Source organism: Rhizorhabdus wittichii (genome assembly GCF_017607425.1).
Lineage (GTDB): Bacteria > Pseudomonadota > Alphaproteobacteria > Sphingomonadales > Sphingomonadaceae > Rhizorhabdus > Rhizorhabdus wittichii.
The window spans coordinates 4,398,424-4,419,594 of sequence record NZ_CP059319.1; the positions used below are offsets into that span (position 1 = coordinate 4,398,424).

Sequence of the window (21,171 nt, forward strand, 5' to 3'; positions counted from 1 at the left end):
TTCACTTCTCCTGATTGGCGGCGCAGACGCGCGGCCGTGACGGCGGACAGTCAGTAGCGGGCAGCTCGAGCCAAGTTGCGCACGTCCTCTGCGGAGGTCGCGGACGACCCTGCCGGCTGTCGCATGACCGCGATCATTTCGGCGCGCGCATCCGCAACCTGAGCGGGTGTGGAAGCTGCCGAATAGCGGATGTCGCGAGCCATATTGCGGACGTCGGCGGCCTGCCCCGAAAGGGTAGTCGACCGCGCCGTGATAGCAGCGATGGCCTCATCAAAAGCTGGCGCTCGATTGCCCATGAAGGCGAATTTCTGATCGTGGATCATGCGCTGACGCGCCACCTCGGCCGCGACGGCCGCATCGTTCAACAGCGTCATGGCATCTCCGATCCTGCATTCCGAACCGGCACGGCCAGCCGGCACAAGAGCGATGTGATTCCCGCGGATGCTGCGCTGGGTCGCCTGGAAGGGGGTGCCGTCGGGGGCGATGCCATCACCCCATACGAGCTCGCAGGAATAGCCGGCTGAAAGTTCGCGAGCTCGGCCCTGGTCGTAAGCGCTGACTGCCTGGGCATCGGCGAGCATCAGAGGGATTTCGACGAACCCGCCATCGCGGGCGACGCGCCCCTCGGTAAAGCCGACGGCCAAGCGCTTCCAATTGGTGGCGCTCACGTCTTCGCCGGGATGATCGAGCGTGATGGCCTTGTGCGCGAAGGACGCCATAGCATCCTGCGCGAAGACCTCATCTTCGGGGCGATACACGGTGACGGTGGTGAGATCGGGGCGACCCAGTTCGGCGCCGAGATAGGTCTGGCAGCCAGTACGGGCAAATTTGGCGACGGCGGCGATTCGGCCATCTGGCAACCGGCGGACCTTCTCGATCGGCGCGCGGTCCATCAACGTGATCTGCATCATCTTTCTCCGCAGCCAGCGAAATCGCGAGCGGCGGGGAGAGGCTATGGCTGGGGGACGCGCATCTCTACCGCCGTCAACCACTGACCGATGTTAGAGTGCGACCAGCGCAGTATCGCTTGGCGCGCCGCCTGCTGCCCGTGCGCGACAACAGCCTGCCATTTTCGCGAATCCAAGCCGCGCGGGCCGCCTTCAGGTGGATGCGACCGGCGGCCTCGTCCTCGGCGATCTGCTCGATGATCCAGCGCCGGATGCACCGCCAGTTGGTGTGGAAGTGCTCGTCGATGCCGTCCCAACCGATCAGGATATAGGTTTCGCGGAAGTCGGCGGGCTTAGGTCGATAGGGGCGCAGCAGGCCGGTGTCGGGCTTGCGCTTCCGAATGGCGGTGCCGGCGAACATGGCCGGTGAAGGTATTGAAGCGGCGTGATGCGATTACCGCCGTCACAGGGGAAGGGGCTACCGTGGAGGCGCGGCGATGGCCTGACGAGACCTTCGCACTTCAGAGCGTTCGACAGGATATTGCCGGATCAGTGCGCGATTACTCTGCCCGCCCGGAGAATGTCACGAACGCCGGTTTGGTTGCCCCCCGCGCGATAGAAATCATGTCCAAGCCGGTGAGAGCTTGGCTGTTCGCAACATTCAGAACGGCCGCTCCTCTCAAAGAGCGCGCCATGTTAACGAGGTCCAACGCGGTAAACTGACGGGCGCTAACGGTCGCCCCGCCGCCGGCACGCAAGATGTTGATGATTTCGAGCAGTGATAAGTGCTTGATCATGATGGCCCCGCGTCTGTCGTCTCGACGAACATAAGACGATCACATCAGCGCGTCGATATAGCTCGGCCAGTTCGATGGGCGCATCGGCGAACGCGTCCACCGGCGGTCTGTTGTGGGACCAAATGTGGGACATCCTACGGCTAGAAGGGGCGATCTCACCATTTATGGCGCTTTTTGACCCGAGGTCAGGTGGATGAATACTCCACCGGTGAATGTTTGCGCGACTATTCGAGCGATTCCAGTAGGTCGCGCCATGCCCGGGTAATGGCCGCGGCCTGGGCGCGACCCGACAGCGCCTCACGAGTGTAGGCGCCATGTTTTAGCGCGTTCTGATTACCCTTCGGCGCCCCTGTGCTCAGCCCGCCATGCAGCCTGCATCGGCCGTTTTTCATCGCAGGCAATCGGCACGCCGTGGTTGCTCTGGTCCGGGCGCCGCAACGCGGCGATAGGTGCATCGGTAGTTTGCTCATGGGCTTGATCCTTGCTTTCCTTCGAACCACCCCCTCCCCCCGGGAGGTGTTGGTGCACATCGCCGACGATCGCCTGGGCGCCCGGCTGAACCGTGACGTGTTCCACTCGGACCGTCTGCTGACCCTTTCCGCGAAGCCTGGCCAATGCTTCGATCTGGGCGGTGAATGTGCGCATCATCTTGACTGAGAGATTGCCACCGGCCGTCGCAGCGACGATATTTTCTGTCCGGTTGGCCCAGCCGGCAGCCTTGAGCGAAAGGGCGTGCGCTGCTGCCATTTGGACTGCCAATGCCGCCTCGAGCTCATCCTTCGGCCCGATCGCCTGAATCATCGCCAGAGCCGCATTGACCGCGACGTCATCCTTCCCGTCCCCCGCGCCGCCGCAAGCCCGCTCCAGGACAACGAGCTGCAGATTGGCGAAATCCATCGATGGCGTGCCGAGCGCGTCCATCAGGCGAAAGATGTGGCCAATCCGATCGCCATATGGGGCGACGACACTTCCGCTCTCGTCATATTCGAGCATCGCCCTCGGGCATCGATCGAGATAGCGCTCCGTAGCGGCCTCGATCTCCTTGGCTTCTCCTGGCAGCGGCTTCCCATCGGCTGGATTGGCAATCTTGTTGATGAGCCGCTTGGATGCTCTACGCCCGGCATCGTCAGATTGCTTCTTCGGCCGGCGGTTTTGCTTGGTTAGGTTGACCATCACGCGTGCCATCCTTGCCGCCCGTCGGTCACGCCGTCCCATCGATGATCGAGCCAGGATGCGATTTTGAATCCATGCTCGCCGCGCTCAACGCGCCGGAGCACCGCATCCAGAGCCGCAGTCCCGCCCATGACGATCAGCGTCTCGCCGATGCACCATGCTGCGTATCTGAGACCGCTCAGGGCGTCATCGACGGCGGCGAGGCGTGAGCGAAGGGGCGTGTTAAGCCACTCCTCGCCGGGAATGAGGCGCAGCCCTCCATGAGGATCGGCGCTCTCCCGCTCAAGCTGCCGGACCCGAACATAGATCCGCTCGATCCGCTCAGCGATTTTCGTCACCTGATCCTCAGTCATTTTGCCCAGCTCCTTCGTCCTCGACGAACTCCCACGTCCGAAAGTCGAGCGTCACCGCGACCTTACCCTTCGCGCCGGGCAGGCCCATACGAACCTTGCTGACATGGAGTTCTGCAGCGTTCTTGGTCGCGTCGCGCCGATGATAGGTCAGGCCATAGTCGGCCTTGTTCGCCCAATGAGCCGATCCGCTGATCTGGTAGAGCTTCGGTACGCCGCGGGCGCCTTCCATCGGCTTTGCCGGGTGAGCCACGACCCAGAACGCCACATTGAACTTCCGAGCAAAGCGCTTGATCGCGCGAAGCGCGCGGCCGGTATATTCGGTTTCCGTCTCGCCAGGCCGGCGCTGGTGCTCGAGCTCATTCCACGGATCCAGCACGACGACGCGAACACCATACTGGATCACCGCCGCCCTACATCGATCGAGAAACCATTCGAGGTCCATCTCGTCATCCTCGTCGACGGCCTGGTGGACGATGGCCAGGTTGTCGGCGATCAGCTTATCTGCTGCGCCGATCGCCTCAGCACTCGCATCGCGCTCATGCGATTTCAGGATCGATCGCCGGAGCCCTTCGATCAGGATCGGAATGTCGGTCTCGAACGGCGCCATGCACACGCCGATGCCGCTCTTGAGCAACTCACCGACGACGCTGTTGAGGACGGTCGATTTGCCGATGTTCGCATAACCGGTCAGAACGGTGAGCGTGCCAGGTACGATCGATAGCATCGACATCAGCGGCTTTACGCCCAGCGGGAAGGTCTGCAGCGGGCCCCGGGGCGGAAAGTCTTCGACCCGGAACAAGCCTTTGATGGGGTAGGGCTTGGCGCGCATCACCGCATCGGCCACAGCGGCATGACCGTAGGTCAACGCAATATCGTTCAGATCCTTGCACAGCTCGGGGTATTTCACCCAGCGACACCGTTCCGCGCCAAGGAGGGACACGAGATCGTGCGCAAGATTGGCGCCGGCCTCGTCACCGTCGGCCGCAATGATGAACTGCTTGACCCGGTCCAGGTCGGCTAAATGGCGATAGACCCAAGCATAGCGTTTCGCATTTTCGGGCTCAGCGGTCACGCCGGAGGGGGCGCCGTTGGGGATCGACACGACGTGGGGCACTCCGGCCGTCATCGCCGCCAGAGCATCCCATTCGCCCTCCGTGATCACGACCGGCGCGCCCGCCAATACCTCGGGATGGCGAAGTGCATCCGCGTTCCACAGCAGCAAGGGCGCCCCTTGGTCCATGCGGTGGCGCTTTTCGGAGGTCAGTCGCCATTTGTGATTTATCGTCTCGCCGCGCTCCGTATACGGCACGGTCAGCCAATAGCCCTCGCGGTCCTGGACTGACGCGAGGCCGAACTTGTCGGCCAGCGCGGGGTCGATCATGCGGGCTTCTATCCATGCCCTGTGTTTCTCGTGCAGCATCGCTAATTCCTCGAAATCCGCAGTTGTGGCAGAGCCAGACAAATCCGCCGTCGACCGGCGAGACGCTCAGGCATCGATCCATCTTGTTGCGCCGCTGATCCGAACACTTAGGGCAGCGCATCTTACCGGCGCGCTTCGGGTCCCAGCTGCTCAGCATGGCGACGCCCACGCTTCCCCGGGGTTCGCATTGGCGCGGAGGATTTCCTGGTGCTTGCGGTTGAGCGCACCGGACGTGGTTTGAAACCAGTCCCTGCGCTTCTTGCTGCCGGCAGGACCTTCAAACCAGTTGTCCAACGACATCAGCTCCGCCGCCAGATCGGGGATAGCATGATAGGTCCGTCGCCATGTGTCGAAGTCGCGCTGATTGAGGCGGATCGTTCGGCCAGCGAACGTATACCGACGGCTGGCGGCTTCGGCCGCGCCACCATCTTCTTTTTCTTCTTTCCCTGTATTGTTTATTTGTTCTGTGTCCCGGGTGGTGTCTCGCCGCTGTCCCAAGGTGCTGCCCTGAGGTGTCTCACCCTTGTTGGAGGGCGACTGATATTCGTCGTACTTACAGATAGTTATGACTGGCGGCAGGTGTCCCACGGATTGCGCCACAGGTGTCCCGGGTGGTGTCTCGCGACTGTCCCGCATTTTTGGGCTCGAAATGGCGATTTTTCCGGCCCGTTCGAGAAGCGCGATGAAGCGGTCTGCGCGGCTTTTCGACCATTCCAAATCTGCCGCCATATCGCGTAGCGAGATGGTAAGCTGACCTCGGTCCAGGTCGAACGCGTGGCGCTTGTAGGTCACGACCACGGGCTTCCACGCTGCCTTGAGGATCAGATAGACGAACGCCAGCGCCTCTGCTGGCGAACGAAAATCGCCGTCCTCGAGGACGCGCCGATAGATCAGAACGTAGCCACCTTCGGCCATCACGCTGTCTCCAGCATGTTCGCTTCGACGAGGATCAGAGCTTCGCCGTCGTCGATCGCGCCGCATTCGCGGTAGAGCATCACCAAATGCTTCCTCGCCATCGACGTGGGCTGGCGATCGATCTGCGCTTGGAACCATGCCAGGACCATCGTGTGGGCGATGACGGGTGCGAGGATCTCGCCAATCTGGCGCGGGTGGCCGGCACGCTCAGCCATGCACGCCTCCAAAGGCGAACGGGGCAATTACGGCTGCGCGGTGAAGGTTAAGGTTCAGCCTGGTCGCAACATGTTGGACCCTGATTGCGGCTGTGCTAAGAGCATCGACGTCGCCGGCAAAACGACACTCGACGCTCTCGCCCTCACGGGCGGGGGCGTTTCGCTTTTTGGACATGACCGATCACGCCGCGGCCGGCTGGTCTGCCGACAGAAAACGGCGCAGACTATCTGCCTTAATGAGTCGGCGGCCACCGATGCGGACCGTCTCGATCCGGCCGGCTGCGATCTGCCGATAGATGGTGTTGCGGCTCAGGCCGCTGATCTGGACCCCTTCAGGTACCGTGATCGTAATGCGTTCCATATGGACCTCCTGGCAGAGCTGGGGCGGGCTGCACCAGCTTGGGAACAGGAGGGAAATTGAGCCGAGAAGTCGGCATCATCTAGATAATTGCGCGAGGAGAAATACCGGTAAAAGCGTGAGCGGAAATAACCGAAATCAGATCAATCCCTTGTTCGTTCGGCGCGATGCTGAAGATATTTGTCTAGGCCAATATTCCGCCAAAGTGTGGAGAGATCCTCCCCTCCTCTCAGCGGGGCATGATTGGTCCAATTCTGCTCCAGCCATTTTTCAGCTTTCCGAGCTTCCGTCACCGACTTATGGGCCTGATCGACGCTGGTACCAAAGTGGTTAGCTGCCGCCGCTTCGGCGTCGGCGCGACTCGATCCCGTAGACCGACGAGATTCAACAAACTCGGCAATTTCCATATCTCGCCGGAGACGTCGTCGGCCGCCAGCCGTGTCCGGTCCCTGGCGCAGCCCGCGCACTTCGAAGTACAGGCCGCCTTTTGGCTGCTCGTGTTCGAACGCCTCCGCTAATGCATCGCGAAGCAGCGGATGGATTGGTGTCAGAGACCGAAGAAACTGCGCAATAATATGGGCGGGATTTTCCCTAGCTCCCCGGAGAGCTAGGAACACTTCGGTGTTCGCATTCAGCCACTCTTCAGGCCAGTCCGTTATTTCACCGGTTGGAGGGGCGCTCATGCCGACACGGCCAATTTCACGACCTTGCCGGCTCTCATTAGAAAATTCCCCCATCCATCGAGAAGCTTGCGACGAAGCTCGAGGAACTGGGTCCGCTTGTAGGCCGCGATTGTCTTGTCGGGCACCGCATGTGCCAGTGCGGCCTCGGCGACGGGGTCGGGGATTGTCGGCATCTTCTCCGCTGCAAAATCGCGGAACGACGACCGAAAACCGTGGGGTGTGTAGGGCTGGTCCGCGTCGCGGAGGATCTTCAGCAAGGTCATGTCGGACAACGCGCGGTTCCGGACACCAGGGAACAGCAGGGGATCCTTCTCATCGCCGCGCAGGTCTTTGGCGCGGTCGAGAATGTCCAGAGCGAGCTGGTTGAGGGTGACAGTGTGGGCGACGCCCGCTTTCATCAATGGAGCCGGCCGGTGCCAGAGCTTGGCCTCTCGATCGATGTGCGACCAGCGCGCATTGCGCACCTCGCCAGAGCGCGCCGCCGTTGCGATCAGGAACAACAGGGCCATGCGGCCGACGGTCTCCGGCTGGCCTCGCAGTTCGGTCACGAAGTCGGGCACATCCGCGTAGGGCATCGCCGGAAAATGCCGCTCGACCTTGGGCTGGCGGGGGAGGCCCTTCCGGACGGATTTCAGAGACGTCTCAGATGTCCGCCAACCCTGGACGTGGGCGAAGTCCAGCACGGCACCGATTCGCTGCAGGACGCGGCGCGCGGTTTCGGGTTTGGCGATCCAGATAGGGGCGAGCAAATCTCGAACCTGCGGGCCTTCCACGACGTCGACAGATTTGGCGCCGATCGCGGGAAAGGCATAGGCGTCCAGGCAGGCAAGCCAACTGTCGGTGTGGCGCTTGTTACGCCAGCCCTTCTTGAGGGCCTCGTGACACTCTTTTGCGGCCTTTTCGAAGGTCGGGACGCGGACCATTGCCTTGCGCCGTTCCTCGATAGGATCCAGGCCTGCCTTCGCGATTCGCCGGTACGCTTCGGCCTTCTCTCGCGCCTCGGCGAGGTTCAGCATCTTTCGTTGGAGAATGGGTATGCGCTCTGCTTCGGCCGCAGCTGCCGGCGATCGTGTTGACAGGTCGACCGAGCCCAGACCGAAATCACGGCGGACGCCGTTGGCCTGGATCCGCAGCACCCACGATCTCGCACCCGAGTCCTTCACGAGAAGCAGCAGGCCGTCTCCGTCCGAATGGCGGCCTGTCGGTGCATTCTTGACCTTCAATGTCGTCAATTTGCCCATTCTGGCTCCCACGAGAGTTCCCACACTCTGCTTGGGTTACAGTGGAACAAAGTGAGATTTTGTGCAACAGGCGATATCGCCAAACGCCCGTAATTGAGGCTCATATTGGGGCGGTGTGCAATAGCGTGGTGAAAAGGTTGCGATGAAGCCCCTTCCACCATCCCGACATTGCAGCATTGAACGGCGCAGGCGGCGCTGCCGGCGTCGGGCTCCGATCAGGCCGCGACGAGGCGTTCCACCGCCAGCATATTCTCATGCTCGCGCGCCTTGGCCAGTTCATGTCGCGCCTGCATCCGCATCAGTGTCTCCGCCTTCACGCCGAAGGCATATTCGAATCGGATCGCCATATCCGCGCTAAGAGCGGCCCGGCCGTTGAGAAGCGCGCTGATCGCCTGCCGGCTGACGCCGAACGTCTCGGCCAGCCTGTTGATCGACACGCCATGCGCCTCGACGATCTCGGTCTTGAGCCATTCGCCGGCATGGATGGCGAAGGACGGGTGAACCTTGATGGCCATCAGTGATAGTCCTCCAGATCGAGTTCTGCGATCGCCCCCGCTGCGGTGACCTTGAAGGTCATCCGCCAGTTGCGGGTGACGGTCATCGCCCATGTTCCGGCCCGGTCCCCGGTCAGAGGATGCAGCCCGTAGTTCGGAGGCGTAGCCAGCTCCTCCAGCGCTTCCGCATCGATGATGAAGTTGACCATCCTGAAAAGTCGGTCGACCAGATCACCGGGAAGGCCCTTTGGCTTTCCCGTCTCGACAAATCGCCGCAACGCCTTGTGGCTGATGCTGTCGATCTCCATGGATGTAAGGTAATGGTTTACGTCTGGTATGTCAAGCGACGCATTACATGCCTTCTAGGCCGTCGCCGTCCTCACCCCCAGCAACTCCGCCAGGCGTTCGAAGTCATAGCCCGAGAAGGCGCGCCGCGGTGGGCCGAACATCGGTACGCTCAACAGTCGATCGCTGCGGAAATAGGCGCGCAGCCGGGCGCGGGCGTCGAGCTGGTTCCAGAGCGTGACGGCTTCCCTGAGGCGCATATCGGCATAGCGCTCGCCGGCGACGACGAGGGTGCCGATGGCATTCGAGACATCGGTGATCATGCTGCCCTCCCTGCATGTCAGGTGACGATGGGTGCCGGGGACGCCGGTCGCAACGATTGGTCGACAGCCCGAGCCGGGGAGGGGATGGACCGAGCCCGCGAATTTCCGATCGGCGGCCGTGGCTCGATTTGCCGTTTCGATCGTTGGGGCATCGAATCAAGGAGGGAGAAGTGCCATGGGTTGGATCATCGCGCTCATCGTCGGCGGCGTCGCGGGCTGGCTCGCCAGCATCGTCATGAACCGCAACGCGTCGATGGGAATCTTCTGGAACATCGTCGTCGGCTGCATCGGATCGGTGATCGGCAACGCGCTGGCCGGCCCGCTGCTGGGCATCCGGGGCAGCGTCCAGCACTTCTCGCTGACCGGCCTGCTGATCGCCTTCGTTGGCGCCGTCGTCCTGCTCGCGATCGTCAACCTGGTCCAGCGCAACACGGTCCGGTAGACCGGAAGGGTCAGAGCGCGCAGCTCCGGTCCTCGCTGCCGGGCGCGCTCTCCCACTGCCAGGCGTCGACCGTCTCGCCGCGCGGCAGGTAGACTACCGGAAAGACCTTGTCCCCGCGTCGGATGCGCAGGCGGATCAGTTCCGCCTGCTCGCCCTGGATGCCGTCCTGCGGCACCGGGTCGACGATCTCGTCGCCGTCGCGCAGGCCGGCGAGCGCGGCGGCCGATCCGGGCACGAGGCCGCGGACGATCCGCTTCGGCTGCGCCAGCACGTCGGTCGCGAAGCCCAGCTCGTAGCGGCGCAGCGTGCGGGTCGTTCGCCGGAAGCAGGGGCCGAAGGCGTCGGAGGCGGGCAGCGGCATGGCGCCGCCGAGGAAGGCGCGAAAATCCTCGACCGCCTTGGGGCCGAGATGCCGGGCGAGCAACGTTTCCCAGTCGGCGTTGCCGGTCGTCTTGCCCCCTTTCTCGCCCCCTTTCTCAAGCGCCAGCATGGCCAGCATCAGGTCGTCGAGCGATTGCCGGCCGCCCGACGCCTTGCGCATCGCGTCGTCGACCGTGGCGAAATAGAGCATGCCGCGATCATAGGGCAGCGTCCGCACGCGGGTGTCGGCCCAGAAGCGCCTGGGCACCTCGCTATTGGGCACGGTCGCCATCGCGCTGGTATAGTAGCGCGCGGCGGTCCAGTTGACGTCGGCGAGATAGGCCTCGGGCGAGATCATGCCGAAGCGCAAGGGCAGCCGCGCCTGGTAGAAGGTCGCCAGCCCCTCCCCGAACCAGGAGGATTCGAGCCCCGCCGGGGTGGCGATGAACGGCTGGAAGGTGTGGAACATCTCGTGCGCCAGGGTCAGCCGGATCTTGCCGACGTCCGATCCGCGCCCCTTGCCGAAGGTGGTGACGAACGCATGGTAGAGGCCGACGCCGCCGCCCGCGTTGATCGGGTTGTAGCGCAGGAAGACGCCATAGGGCGGCGACTCCTTCTGGCCGAAGAAGCGGGCATAGTGATCGTAGAGCGTGCCGGTCCAGGCGAGCAGCGCGGCGGCGTCGAAGCCGGGATCGCCCTGCCAGGCGCCGAAGAAGCCGCCCGAGGGCAGCTTCGGGGGGTAGGTGCCGATCCGCCCCGCCATGAAGAAGCTCATGCGCAGCTGCGCGCCGTCGAGCGGCTCGGCGGCGGTGACGGTCCCCTCGCCGAGCGAGCTGACCCCGCGGCTGCCTTTGGGTGCGCGGGCGAGGTCCCAGCCATAGGTGGTGCGGTAACGGTGGTCGCCGGGGGGCAGCAGCAGGAAGACATGGCCCGCCGCCGACACGCCGCCGCCGTCGGCCGAGAAGGCGAAGGGCGGCGCCGGCCCGCGCGGCGGCAGGCTCGCCTCGGCGGGGACGCTGTAGCGGACGGTGACGGCTCCCTCCGTCGCGCGGTCGGCGAGCCATTCGCGCGACGGCCCGCCGCCGACCGCGTCGCGCATCCCGGTTTCGGGCAGGTCGACGTCGCGGCTGGCGAGGCGGAGCGGTCCCCTGGCGTCGCGCGCGCTGATCCCGGCGATGACGGTCGCGACCGTGTCGACGTTGCTGCTGACCATCGGCAGGCGGAGCAGCGGCTCGCCCTTGTTCGCGGCGATGCCGTCGAAGCGCAGGGTGACGTCGACGGTGCCGACCGTGGTCGGGGCGGCGGGTGCGGCGACAGGCGCCAGCGTCACGGCAAGGGAACCGTTCGATCCCGCCGCACCCGCCATGGAGGCGGTGGCGAGGGCGAGTGCCGTTCCGAAGCCCGCCAGTCCGAAGCCCTTCCGCTCGATCCTGATCGATCTCCGTGCCATCGCTCTCACCTCGATAATGTCCATACAAAAGATGCGCAGGGCGTGGGGCCCTGCGCATCTCGCAGTTCAGGGCAGGCGACGATCGCCTGCCACCATCAGAAGGACCGCGCCAGGGTCACGCCGAAGGTGCGCGGCTGGATGAACAGCGCGGTCGGCACGTTGACGCCGTTGCGGTTGTCGGCGGCGGCGACGCCGCGCTTGTCGAACAGGTTGCGGACATAGAGGTTCGCGCTCCACACCTCGTCGAAGGTCAGGCCGCCGCGGATGTCGACCGTGGTATATTCGGGCAGCAGCATGCGCGGACGGGTCGCGTTCGCGGCATCGGTGACGAAGGTGCCCGCGCGGTCGCCGACATAGACGACGGTGAGACCGACATTGCCTTCCAGCCGGTCGGTCAGCGGGAAGACCTGCTGAGCCGTGACGTTGGCCGCCACCTTGGCCGAGAAGGGCAGGCGATCGCCGTTCAGGCCGGCAAGGCCGGTCGCGTTGACGATGGTCGGGAGGTCCTCGGTCAGCGTCGCGTCGGTGAAGGTCAGGCTGGCGTCGATGCTCATGCCCTGCCACGGCGTCAGGCTGGCGGCGAATTCGAGGCCGCGGCTGCGCGCCTTGCCGCCGTTGGTCAGGAAGGTCAGCGAGCTGATCGAATCGGTGCCCTGGAGCTGGATGTCCTTCCAGTCGATCTGGAACAGCGAGGCGTCGAGCGTCAGCAGGCCGGGGACGACCTTGCCCTTGAAGCCCAGCTCATAGTTGATCACCTTGTCCGAGCTGTACGACTTCGCCACCGACGGCGGGGCGGCGATGTTCGGGCCGCCCGGGCGATAGCCGGTGGCGACGCGGGCATAGGCGATGATGTCGCGCGAGAAATGATAGCTTGGCGAGATCAGCCAGGTGAAGGCGCTGTCGCTCGAATCGGCGATGGTGGTGCCCGAACCGAACACCGGCGCGGTCTGCGGCGAGGTGTTCAGGGTCGACTCGTTGTGCTGCTTGTTGTGCGCGTAGCGGCCGCCGACCTGGATATCGAGCTTGTCGGTCGCGTGCCAGGTGAGGTCGGCGAAGCCGGCATATTCGCGATAGCTGCCGGGGCCGGTGCCGATATAGGGCGTCGCGGTCAGGCTGCCCGAGGCGATCAGCGTCTGGTCGGTCGCGGCATGCTCGACGGTGTAGAAGCCGCCGGCCAGCCAGGTGAAGCTGGTGCCGATGTCGCCGCCGAGGCGCAGTTCCTGCGAGAATTTATGGGTGCGGTCGGCATTGGCGATCTGCACGGTCGGCGCCGTCGGCAGGCCGTAGACCGCCTTCAGCAGGCCGCCGAACACCTTGGACACGTCGCTGGTGATGACGTTGTCGGCGCGGCTCCAGGCGCTGATCGAGGTGATGGTGACCCCGCCCAGCTCGAGCTCGGCGCGCGCCGAATAGAGCTGGAACTTCGCCTTGTTGATCGAATCGAGCGAGTTGATCGTCAGGTCGCCATAGACCGGCTCGAAGGTGGTGACCGCCGTCGCCGCGTTCGGAGAGGTGGGAAGCGTGCAGGCCGCGCAGACCGGAACGCCGCCGGCGGTGATCGCCAGGTCGCTGTTCATCGCGTCGGTCTTCTGGCGCAGCGCCGAGAGGACGACGCGGAAATTGTCGGCCGGCTTGATCAGTGCCGCGCCGCGGAAGCCCCAGACGTCGCGGCTGTTGACGTCCTTCGCCTTCAGCGCGGCCGGGTTGGCGTTGTTGAGATAGGCCGCGTCCTCGCGCTTGAAGCCGCTGCCCAGCACCGCCAGCCAGTCGTTGATCGGGATGTTGACCGAGCCGCGCACCGCATAGCCGGTGTCGCCGTGCGAGACGGCGGTGCCGCCCAGCTCGATGCGGCCCGAGAATTCCTTGGTGTCCGGTTCCTTGAGAACGTACTTGATCAGGCCGCCGAGGCTCGACGCGCCGTAGAGCGTGCCCTGCGGGCCGCGCAGCACCTCGACCCGGCTGACCGCGCTGGCGTCGAAATCGGGCAGCGGCGGCTGGCCGGTGCCGGTGGTGCCGCCGAACTGGACGTCGTCGACGAGCAGCGCGACGGTCGGCGAGGTCGCGCCGCCGGTGGTGACGCCGCGCAGCGCCAGGCCCGAGACGCGCTGGTTCGAATATTGCAGGCCGGGGACCCGGTCGAAATATTCCGACAGGCGGTTGATGTTCTGGGTGGTCAGCGCGTCGGCCGAGATCGCGCTGATCGCGACCGGCACGTCGATCAGACGCTCGGCGCGCTTCTGCGCGGTGACGATGATCTCGCCCGCGGAGGCGCCGTCCTCGGCGCCCTGGGCGTCCTGCGCCATGGCCGGCATCGACGCCGCGAGCGCGACGGCCGCGGTCGACACCGAGATGACAAGCTTGAGAGTCTTCATTCTTCTGGTCTCCACTGAACCTGTCGGATGTCCGCTCCGCCCGCGCGGGCGGTCCATCCGGTTTGACCTCTTCCTCCGGCCCAGGGGGTGCTCCCCGTCGAGCCCCCTTTTTCGAGGCCGGATCAGGTTACCGGCGCACCGGCGCCATATTTATTCTGATTCGAGCCCCGCGAACCGGTTCGCGCATAAACTTTCGCCGATCATGGCCATCGCCGAGCAAGAGATTGCGGGGCCTCCCGGCCGTCAGCGGCCGAGCGCCGGCTGCGGCCGGCGGGCATAGGCGCGCAGCCCTTCCTCCAGCCCGCGCAGCCCGGCGTCGAGCTTGTCGTCCTCCTGGCAGAAGCCGATCCGGACATGGCCGGGCGCGCCGAAATATTCGCCGGGCGCGACGATCACGCCGGAGCGCTCGATCAGCCATTCGGAAAAGGCGCGGCTGTCGGCGACGCCGGGCAGCGACGGGAAGCAGATGCAGCCGTCGTCGGGCAGCGCGCCGCCCATCAGCCCCTCGGCGACCATCGCGTCGAACCAGGCCTCGAAGCGGGGGCGGCAGCGCGCGACATAGCGGCGCGCATTCGCCTCGAACGGCGCGGCGTCGGACAGGACGTGCGCGGCGATGGCGTGCGACAGGGTGGAGATGCCGAACTCGATCCGGCCGTTGAGCCGGCGGAGCTGCTCGACCACCGCGTCCGCGCCGACGATCCAGCCGCAGCGCAGCACCGCCAGCCCGTAGATCTTGGTCAGGCTCGACAGGCTGATCACGGCGGGCGACAGCGTCGCGGCGGCGGCGGGGCGCGTCTCCTTCGACGCATAGTCGCCATAGACCTCGTCGACGACGAGCAGGAAGCCGCGCCGCTCGGCCAGCGCCGCGAGCTTGCGCAGCACCTCCTGCGGAACCGGCATGCCCGAGGGATTGTGCAGGTCCGACAGCACCACCAGCCGGGTCTCGGGGCGCAGCATCGCCTCGACCTCGGCGACGTCGATCGCGAAGCGCTCGCCATGGCGGCGGAAACGGCCGATCGTCGCGCCCGATGCCTCGGCCAGATAGCCGAACAGGTCGAAGCCGGGGGTCTCGATCAGGACATGGTCGCCCGGGCGGACGAAGGTGCGGTAGATCAGCGACAGGCCGCCGGTCGCGCCGGTGGTGCACAAGATCCGGTCGCGGTCGACGCCGTAGCGCGCGGCCAGCATGTCGCGGACGAACGGGTTCCCGTCGCCGAACGCGCTGACATAATAAGGCGAGAAGGCCGGATCGACCGCGTCGAGCACGGTGTTGCGCAGCATCTCGCGCGGCTCGGGGATCGAGCTTTCGAACAGGCTGACCGCCTGCCCGTCGCGCGCGCGGGCCATGGCGAGCGCGCCGCGGACCCATTGCGCATAGCTTTCCCCCTCGGGGGTCGACGGTCGTGCCGCCGGCAGATGTTCTTCGTTGGACATGGCGTCTCTCTACCGGCGCCCGCGGGCACTAATTATTCTATCTCGGAGACGGGAGCCGTCCTTGCGCATAATTTGATCGCTTATTCGGCCAAAGCGCGCATGGCTTGGTCGGCGCAGTCGCGGCGGCCCTTGAGGAACCAGTAGGCGAGCCCGACGAGCAGCCAGCCGCCGACCAGCAGATAGGGGCGCGGATCGGCCTCGACCCCGAACACGCCGACGAGCAGCGCGCAGACCACGCCGGCATAGCCGACCGCCACCACCGCCGGGCGCGACAGGCGGAGCTGCGAGCGCTGGTGGAGCTCGGGATGGCGGCGGGCGACGACGGTCGCCGAATAGGAGCAGGCCATATATTTGAGCATCGTCGGCACGTTGACCGCGAGCAGCAGGAAGATGAGGCTCGGCGGCAGCAGCAGCCCCGACATCGCGCAGGCATAGCCGAGCAGGATCGCCCGGTGCGGCGTGCCGAAGCGCGGGTGGATCGTCCCGATCGCGCGCGGCAGAGCACCGTTGCGGCCCATCGCGAACAGGCTGCGCGAGAAGGTGAGGGTCGCCGCGTTCATCGACTTGACGATCGAGAAGCAGGCGGCGCCGACGATCAGCGGCACCGCCAGGTCGCCCAGCACCACCTTCGCCGCGTCGAGCAGCGGCGCCTGGCTGGCGGCGAGCGTCGCGGGGCCGACCAGGCCGAGCGCGGTGAGCGCGACGAGGCCGTAGACCAGGGCGGTCAGCCCGATCGCCAGCGCGATGCCGATCGGCACGTTGCGCCGCGCGTCGCGCACCTCCTCGCCGATCTCGACCGCCGATTCGATTCCCAGGAACAGGGTGATCATCAGCGGCACGACGGCGAGGATCGCGAGCGGCGGCGTGTCGAGCGGGTTGCCGACCAGCACCGGATCGAAATGCGGCAGGCCGGTCGCGACGAAGATGGCGAGGATGATCAGCAGCAGCGCCATGAGCTGCGCCTGCACCTTCGCCGCCATCGACACGCCGACATAGTTGAGCGCGAACACCGCGGTGATGGCCAGTGCCATGGCGGGCTTGAGCGGCACCGGGAAGACCATGCCGAGATAGCTGATCATCACCTGCGACAGGATCGTCAGCGCGCCGACGTTGGAGACGATGCGCAGCCAGGCGATGATGAAGCCGACGCCGGGATGGATGAAGCGGGTCGGCCATTCGTAGGACGCCCCCGACACCGGCAGCGCCGAGCCGAGATAGGCATAGGCGACCGCGAAGACGAGCATCGGCAGCGCCGCGACGCCGATCGCCGCGAGCAGCCCCGATCCCGCCACCTGCGCGGTCGGCTGGAGGATCGAGAAGATCGATACGCCGATCGCGGTGCCCGCCCCGAAGGTGACGACGCCGACCAGCCCGACGCTCTTGCGCAGGCTCGGGCGCTCGATCGGAGCGGTCACTTGGGCGCGCTCACGAAGGCGCGGAGGTCGCGGGCCAGCGCGGTGCGCGCCTCGACCCCCAGATAGGGGCCGTGGCCCGACGGATAGCCGTGGAAGCTGGTCCGGGCGAGCGGGATGCCGGCATGGGCGACCACATAGTCGGCGCTGCCCAGCGGGGTGACGAGGTCGTAATAGCCGGTGCCGACCATCAGCCGCATCGCCGGGTTGCGGCTCATCGCCACGGCGAGGTCGACCGCATAATTCTTCCCCACCGGGACGCCGGCGCCGAAACCATAATCCCAGCGGCCGTTGACGTCGCGGAAGGCGATCGGCTCATAGGGGATGTCGAGATCGACCTTGAGCGTCTTCGCCGCATAGTCGCTCCACGCGCCGACGAAGCCCGGCACATATTGGCCCATCGCCGGATCGTCGGCGACCGGATCGCCGCCCGCGCCCTGCGACGGCAGCACGAAGCGCGCGTCGTACAGGCCGATGCGCCGGCCCTCGCCGGCGAGCAGCAGCCTCGCGAAGGCCGCGCCCGAGATGCGCAGGTCGGCGGCGAGGATATCCTTCTCTGGCAGGCCGATCAGCGCCGCCATCTCGCGCGCGACCGCTGCCTTGCGGTCGGCGGGCAGGTGGGAGCCGGCGTGGAGCGCGGCGAGATAGCTCGTCTCGATGAAGCGCCTGGCCGCCGCGACCTGCCCCTCGGGCGTGCAGCCGGGCGCGGCCTTGCCGAAGTGGCAGGCGGTCGCGGCCAGCGAGGGCAGGATGGCGAGATAGGCGCGGTCGTCGCCCTCGGCGCCGCGCGCCATGTCCATCGCCTGGCCGAGCAGGACGACGCCGTTGAGCGTCAGCCCGTCCATCGATCCGGTCTGGGTCGGGCCGCCGGCCATCAGCCGCGCCATCACGGCGGCGCGGACCGTGCCGTAGCTTTCCGAGACGAGATATTTGGGCGAATTGAGGCGGCCGTGGCGGCGGAGCCATTGCTCGACGACCTGGACCATCGCCCGCGCGTCCTGCTCGACGCCGTAGAACTGCTCGGGCTTGCCGCCCGGCAGGATGCGGCTGTAGCCGGTGCCCGGCGGATCGATCAGGACGATGTCGGCGACGTCGAGCGGGCTGTCCGGATTGGCGACCGTGGCGAAGGGCGCGACGGTGCGCGGCCGGGTCGGATCGTCGAAATCGACCCGGCGCGGGCCCATCACCCCCAGGTGCAGCCAGAGCGACGCCGATCCCGGCCCGCCGTTGAACGCGAAGATCACCGGGCGGCTGACCGCGTCCCTGACGTCGCTGCGGACATAGGAGGTGACGAAGATGCTGGCGCCGGGCAGCAGCACTTCCTCGACCGCCGCCGCATAGCGCAGGCGGACGCCGCCAAAGCTGCCCTGTCCTTCCGATCGGAAGATGCGCGGCTGCGTCGCCTCGGCGGCGGGGGCCGGAGCGGGCGCGGCGTTGGCCGGAAGCGCGGCGAACGCGAGGGCCAGTGCGATCAGCGTGCGATCAATCCGCATGGACATGCTCCCCATAGCCGAAGCCGACGGCGTCCCCGCCCTCGTCCGCGCGCGCGGCGACCTTCGTCGCCGGCCGGATCGCGGGCGCGGTGGTGAAGGGGGCGATGCCGAGCGCGGTGTAGATCTCGGTCGGGAAGTAGATCACTCCGCCCTTCATCACCATGCGCGGCCGGCGGATCGCGCTGATGTCCTTGGTCGGATCGCCGGGCACGAGCACGAGGTCGGCGAGCTTGCCGCGGGCGATGCTGCCGAGCCGGTCGGTCCGGCCGAGGAATTCCTCCGCCCCCAGCGTCGCCGCGCGCAGCGCCTCGGCCGGGGTCAGTCCCGCCTTCACATAGAGTTCGACCTCACGCTGGACCGAGAAGCCGGTCGCGTCGTCGGTGCCGGGCAGCAGGCGGATGCCCGCCCTGTGGAGCATCGCGATCGTCGCGAGCATCTTGTCGTAGCCCGCCTGATAGGCGTCGGCCTCGGCCTTGTCGGCGATCGTGACGAAGGAGCGCTTGCGATAGCGCTGGAAGCCGATCGGCATGTGCGAGAGGAAATCCTCCTGCCCCATCGGCACCTGCCGCGCCCGGCTCATCATCAGCTGTTCGAGGATCACGGCGGTGGTGTCGAGCGCGATGCCGCGCTGCTGCATCAGCCGCACGGTGGCCTGGACCTTGTCGGAGGCGAGGTCGAGCGATCCCGCGCGCGCCATCGCGGTCAGGCGCAGCGGCGTGCGGCTGTCCTCCTCGGGCCGCAATATCCAGCCGAGCATGAGCTGGTTGAGATGCGCGATCGAATCATAGCCGTCCGCGATCACCCGGTCGGGCGTGTCGAAGGCGGGGACATGGCCGGTGACGCGCAGCCCCAGCCGGTGCGCTTCGGCGGCGATCGGCCTGACCCAGTCGGGGTTCATCGAATTGTAGATCTTGATCTCGGCATAGCCGCGATCGGCGTACCAGCGCACGTCCTTCAGCGCCTCGTCGATCGAGGCGGGGATGAAGCCGAAGCGCGCCGAATAGGGGCTGCGCCCCTCGATGAAGCCGTTGGGGACGATGCGCGGCCACGCGACCTGCCCGGCGTCGATCTTCGACAGCAGGTCCTGCAGGAAGCCGTTGTCGTTGCCCATGTCGCGGGTCGCGGTGACCCCGGCGGCCAGGTACATCAGCCCCGACGGCAGCGTCGCGTGCGAATGCATGTCGTGCAGGCCGGGGTAGAGGGTGCCGCCCTCGCCGTCGATCACCACCTCGTCCTCGGGCGACGGCAGCCGGTCGTCGGCGATCACCTGGGTGATCGTGTCGCGCATGACGACGACGGTCGAGAGCGGCGACAGCGCGCCGCCGGCGGGATCGAACAGGCGGACGTTGCGGATGCGGACCGGCGCGTCGAAGCGGTGGGCCAGCTTCTGCTGGAGCTGGAAGGCGCGCTCGGTCTCCAGCTCGGCGCCGAGCTTGCCGAGCATCGGCACCGCCGCCTCATGGCCGGCGCGGATCGTCGTGCCGTCGGCGCCGGGGCCGAACAGCGCGAACAGCTTCTGGTCCTTGTCGAGCAGCAGATAGCTGGGGTTGAGCTGCACCCCGGTCAGCCGCCACGCCGTCACCTCGGTCGCGGCGTCGCCTTCGCCGACCGTCAGTGTCTTGAGCTGCTCGAGCGAAATGCGTCCCGAGGGCAGCACGGCGATGCTGTGATCGGGTTGGGCCAATGCGGCGCGGGCGTAGACCCAGATCGCATAGGGGCTGTCGTCGTTGACGACGTAGAGCGGCGGCTGCTTCGCCTTGGCGCTGCCGGCGTCGGCCTGGCTGCTCCACTGCGCGCGGCCGGCGGACCAGCGATAGCTCTCGTCGACGGTGCCGCCCATCAGCGAGCTGCCCTTGATCGTCCAGGCGGTGGGGATGCCGCCCGCGCCGAAGGTCAGCTCCTCGTGATGCTTGGGGCCACGGCCGTTATTGTCGACCCGGTAGTCGACGGTCGCCCGATCGCCCTCGCCCTCGACGACGATCGATCCGACCGTCTCGCCGTTGGAGACGATCGACAGCCGTTCGGTGGCGGCGAAGGCGGTCGCCGACGCGCCGAGCAGCAGGGTGGGAAGCAGGGTCTTGAGGAGCAGTCGGTTCACGGGGTGATGCCTTCCGAAAGGGCGCGTCGGTGCAAATAGGCCGTGGCGGCGAGGTCCTGCACGACATGGCCGAGCGACTTGTAGAGGGTGATCTGGCCGGGGCTCTCGCGGCCCGCGAGGGTGCCGGCGAAGACCTCGCCGATCTCGCCGACGACATGGTCGTCGGTGACGAGGCCGGCGTCGCGCGCGACCGCCAGCTCGGACGCCTGGGCGAGCGCGCCGGGTCGATAGTCGGCGATGTAGCGGCCGGCGGCGACGAGGGCGCTATCGACCTCGACCGGCCCGAGCATGCTCGACCCGACCAGGTTGACATGGGTCCCTTCGCGGACCCAGGCGCCGAACAGGATCGGCTCGGCCGAGCCGCTGACCGTGCAGATGACGTCGGCCGCGCCAGCGGCGCGCTGGCCGTCGGTGGTCGCCTCGACGGCGATCCCCAGGTCCCGCGAGAGGCGCGCCGCGAGCGCCGCTATGCTGTCGGCCGACCGGCCCCACAGCAGGATGCGGTCGAAGTCGCGGACGTGGCGCAGCGCGCGGATGTGCGTCTCCGCCTGGGTGCCCGCGCCGAAGATCGCCAGCACGCGCGCATCGGGCCGCGCCAGCGCGTCGGTCGCGGCGGCGGTGGCGCAGGCGGTGCGGATCGCGGTTACCGCCTCGGCGTCGGCGATCGCCTCGACCTCGGCGCTGTCGGCGGCATAGGCGACGACCACGCCGCGATGGCGCGCGCGGCCGGGGCGGGCGGGGTCCTCGGCGACGCTGACCAGCTTGGCGCCGAAGCTGCCGATCGCCGCCAGGTCGCCCGGCATCACCCCGAACATCGTCTTGTCGGCGATCCGGACGATCTGGCGCAGCGGCTGCGCCTTGCCGCTTTCCGACAGGCTCCGCATCGCCCGGCGCACCGCCGCGATGCAGCCCGGATAGTCGAGCAGCCGTTCGACCTGCTCCGCGTCATAATAGGCGATGTTCATG

At 66.6% G+C, this 21,171-nt stretch carries 23 protein-coding genes; 1 reads left to right on the plus strand and 22 read right to left on the minus strand.

All coding sequences use genetic code 11. The features are described from left to right. Positions 1 to 50: 50 nt before the first annotated feature. The 15 genes from HRJ34_RS21190 to HRJ34_RS21255 all read right to left on the minus strand — a co-directional run bounded on the left by HRJ34_RS21190 (position 51) and on the right by HRJ34_RS21255 (position 9,144). Positions 51 to 908, minus strand: a complete 858-nt coding sequence (locus tag HRJ34_RS21190; RefSeq protein ID WP_226948879.1) for a DUF2213 domain-containing protein — start codon at positions 906 to 908, stop codon at positions 51 to 53. A gap of 76 nt (positions 909 to 984) precedes the next feature. Next, a complete protein-coding gene (locus HRJ34_RS21195; RefSeq protein ID WP_208632326.1) occupies positions 985 to 1,308 on the minus strand; it encodes a hypothetical protein in 324 nt (107 codons plus the stop codon). A gap of 139 nt (positions 1,309 to 1,447) precedes the next feature. Continuing rightward, positions 1,448 to 1,684, minus strand: a complete 237-nt coding sequence (locus HRJ34_RS21200; protein WP_208632327.1) for a hypothetical protein — start codon at positions 1,682 to 1,684, stop codon at positions 1,448 to 1,450. Between the two features lie 224 nt (positions 1,685 to 1,908). Continuing rightward, the gene (locus tag HRJ34_RS29660; protein WP_404947154.1) at positions 1,909 to 2,085 is read right to left on the minus strand and encodes an HGGxSTG domain-containing protein; all 177 of its coding nucleotides are present in this window, start codon (positions 2,083 to 2,085) and stop codon (positions 1,909 to 1,911) included. Continuing rightward, entirely contained in the window at positions 2,018 to 2,869 is an 852-nt protein-coding gene (locus tag HRJ34_RS21205) for a hypothetical protein (protein ID WP_208632328.1), read from the minus strand. Before HRJ34_RS21205 ends, HRJ34_RS29660 begins: the two co-directional genes overlap by 68 nt. Continuing rightward, positions 2,857 to 3,210: a hypothetical protein gene (locus HRJ34_RS21210; RefSeq protein WP_208632329.1), complete on the minus strand. Its 354-nt coding sequence runs from the start codon at positions 3,208 to 3,210 to the stop codon at positions 2,857 to 2,859. The genes HRJ34_RS21205 and HRJ34_RS21210 overlap by 13 nt, the downstream gene beginning before the upstream one ends. Further along, complete coding sequence (locus HRJ34_RS21215; protein ID WP_208632330.1) at positions 3,203 to 4,630, minus strand: AAA family ATPase; 1,428 nt, start codon at positions 4,628 to 4,630, stop codon at positions 3,203 to 3,205. The genes HRJ34_RS21210 and HRJ34_RS21215 overlap by 8 nt, the downstream gene beginning before the upstream one ends. A 150-nt stretch (positions 4,631 to 4,780) precedes the next feature. Continuing rightward, complete coding sequence (locus HRJ34_RS21220; protein WP_208632331.1) at positions 4,781 to 5,545, minus strand: hypothetical protein; 765 nt, start codon at positions 5,543 to 5,545, stop codon at positions 4,781 to 4,783. Then, positions 5,545 to 5,760, minus strand: a complete 216-nt coding sequence (locus HRJ34_RS21225; RefSeq protein WP_208632332.1) for a hypothetical protein — start codon at positions 5,758 to 5,760, stop codon at positions 5,545 to 5,547. Before HRJ34_RS21225 ends, HRJ34_RS21220 begins: the two co-directional genes overlap by 1 nt. Positions 5,761 to 5,941: 181 nt before the next feature. Beyond that, on the minus strand, positions 5,942 to 6,121 hold the full coding sequence (locus tag HRJ34_RS21230; protein ID WP_208632333.1) for a helix-turn-helix domain-containing protein: 180 nt from the start codon (positions 6,119 to 6,121) through the stop codon (positions 5,942 to 5,944). 140 nt (positions 6,122 to 6,261) lie between these two features. Next, complete coding sequence (locus tag HRJ34_RS21235) at positions 6,262 to 6,801, minus strand: hypothetical protein (protein ID WP_208632334.1); 540 nt, start codon at positions 6,799 to 6,801, stop codon at positions 6,262 to 6,264. Continuing rightward, positions 6,798 to 8,042 (minus strand): tyrosine-type recombinase/integrase, encoded by a 1,245-nt coding sequence (locus tag HRJ34_RS21240; RefSeq protein WP_208632335.1) that lies wholly within the window; start codon positions 8,040 to 8,042, stop codon positions 6,798 to 6,800. Before HRJ34_RS21240 ends, HRJ34_RS21235 begins: the two co-directional genes overlap by 4 nt. A 215-nt stretch (positions 8,043 to 8,257) precedes the next feature. After that, positions 8,258 to 8,557, minus strand: a complete 300-nt coding sequence (locus HRJ34_RS21245; RefSeq protein WP_012048640.1) for a HigA family addiction module antitoxin — start codon at positions 8,555 to 8,557, stop codon at positions 8,258 to 8,260. Beyond that, positions 8,557 to 8,844 carry a type II toxin-antitoxin system RelE/ParE family toxin gene (locus HRJ34_RS21250; protein WP_012048639.1) on the minus strand — a complete coding sequence of 96 codons (288 nt, stop codon included), beginning with the start codon at positions 8,842 to 8,844 and terminating at the stop codon, positions 8,557 to 8,559. The genes HRJ34_RS21245 and HRJ34_RS21250 overlap by 1 nt, the downstream gene beginning before the upstream one ends. 54 nt (positions 8,845 to 8,898) lie before the next feature. Beyond that, complete coding sequence (locus tag HRJ34_RS21255) at positions 8,899 to 9,144, minus strand: hypothetical protein (RefSeq protein WP_208632336.1); 246 nt, start codon at positions 9,142 to 9,144, stop codon at positions 8,899 to 8,901. 175 nt (positions 9,145 to 9,319) lie between these two features. Here HRJ34_RS21255 and HRJ34_RS21260 point away from each other — a divergent pair, with 175 nt between their 5' ends. Next, positions 9,320 to 9,586: a GlsB/YeaQ/YmgE family stress response membrane protein gene (locus HRJ34_RS21260; RefSeq protein WP_012048637.1), complete on the plus strand. Its 267-nt coding sequence runs from the start codon at positions 9,320 to 9,322 to the stop codon at positions 9,584 to 9,586. A 10-nt stretch (positions 9,587 to 9,596) separates the two neighbouring features. Here the strand turns inward: HRJ34_RS21260 and HRJ34_RS21265 are convergent, their stop codons facing one another. From HRJ34_RS21265 to HRJ34_RS21295, 7 genes are all read right to left on the minus strand, one after another. Then, positions 9,597 to 11,396, minus strand: a complete 1,800-nt coding sequence (locus tag HRJ34_RS21265) for a M61 metallopeptidase family protein (RefSeq protein WP_208632337.1) — start codon at positions 11,394 to 11,396, stop codon at positions 9,597 to 9,599. Positions 11,397 to 11,491: 95 nt separating this feature from the next. Next, complete coding sequence (locus HRJ34_RS21270) at positions 11,492 to 13,768, minus strand: TonB-dependent receptor (RefSeq protein ID WP_016747056.1); 2,277 nt, start codon at positions 13,766 to 13,768, stop codon at positions 11,492 to 11,494. Between the two features lie 243 nt (positions 13,769 to 14,011). Then, positions 14,012 to 15,202 (minus strand): pyridoxal phosphate-dependent aminotransferase, encoded by a 1,191-nt coding sequence (locus HRJ34_RS21275; protein ID WP_016747057.1) that lies wholly within the window; start codon positions 15,200 to 15,202, stop codon positions 14,012 to 14,014. Positions 15,203 to 15,282: 80 nt separating this feature from the next. Beyond that, positions 15,283 to 16,617, minus strand: coding sequence for an APC family permease (locus tag HRJ34_RS21280; protein ID WP_030090815.1), 1,335 nt, complete (start codon positions 16,615 to 16,617; stop codon positions 15,283 to 15,285). Further along, complete coding sequence (locus HRJ34_RS21285; protein ID WP_208632338.1) at positions 16,614 to 18,107, minus strand: S10 family peptidase; 1,494 nt, start codon at positions 18,105 to 18,107, stop codon at positions 16,614 to 16,616. Before HRJ34_RS21285 ends, HRJ34_RS21280 begins: the two co-directional genes overlap by 4 nt. Continuing rightward, positions 18,097 to 20,205 (minus strand): amidohydrolase family protein, encoded by a 2,109-nt coding sequence (locus tag HRJ34_RS21290; protein ID WP_208632339.1) that lies wholly within the window; start codon positions 20,203 to 20,205, stop codon positions 18,097 to 18,099. Before HRJ34_RS21290 ends, HRJ34_RS21285 begins: the two co-directional genes overlap by 11 nt. Next, positions 20,202 to 21,170 carry an ornithine cyclodeaminase family protein gene (locus tag HRJ34_RS21295; protein ID WP_208632340.1) on the minus strand — a complete coding sequence of 323 codons (969 nt, stop codon included), beginning with the start codon at positions 21,168 to 21,170 and terminating at the stop codon, positions 20,202 to 20,204. The genes HRJ34_RS21290 and HRJ34_RS21295 overlap by 4 nt, the downstream gene beginning before the upstream one ends. Position 21,171: the final 1 nt, after the last annotated feature.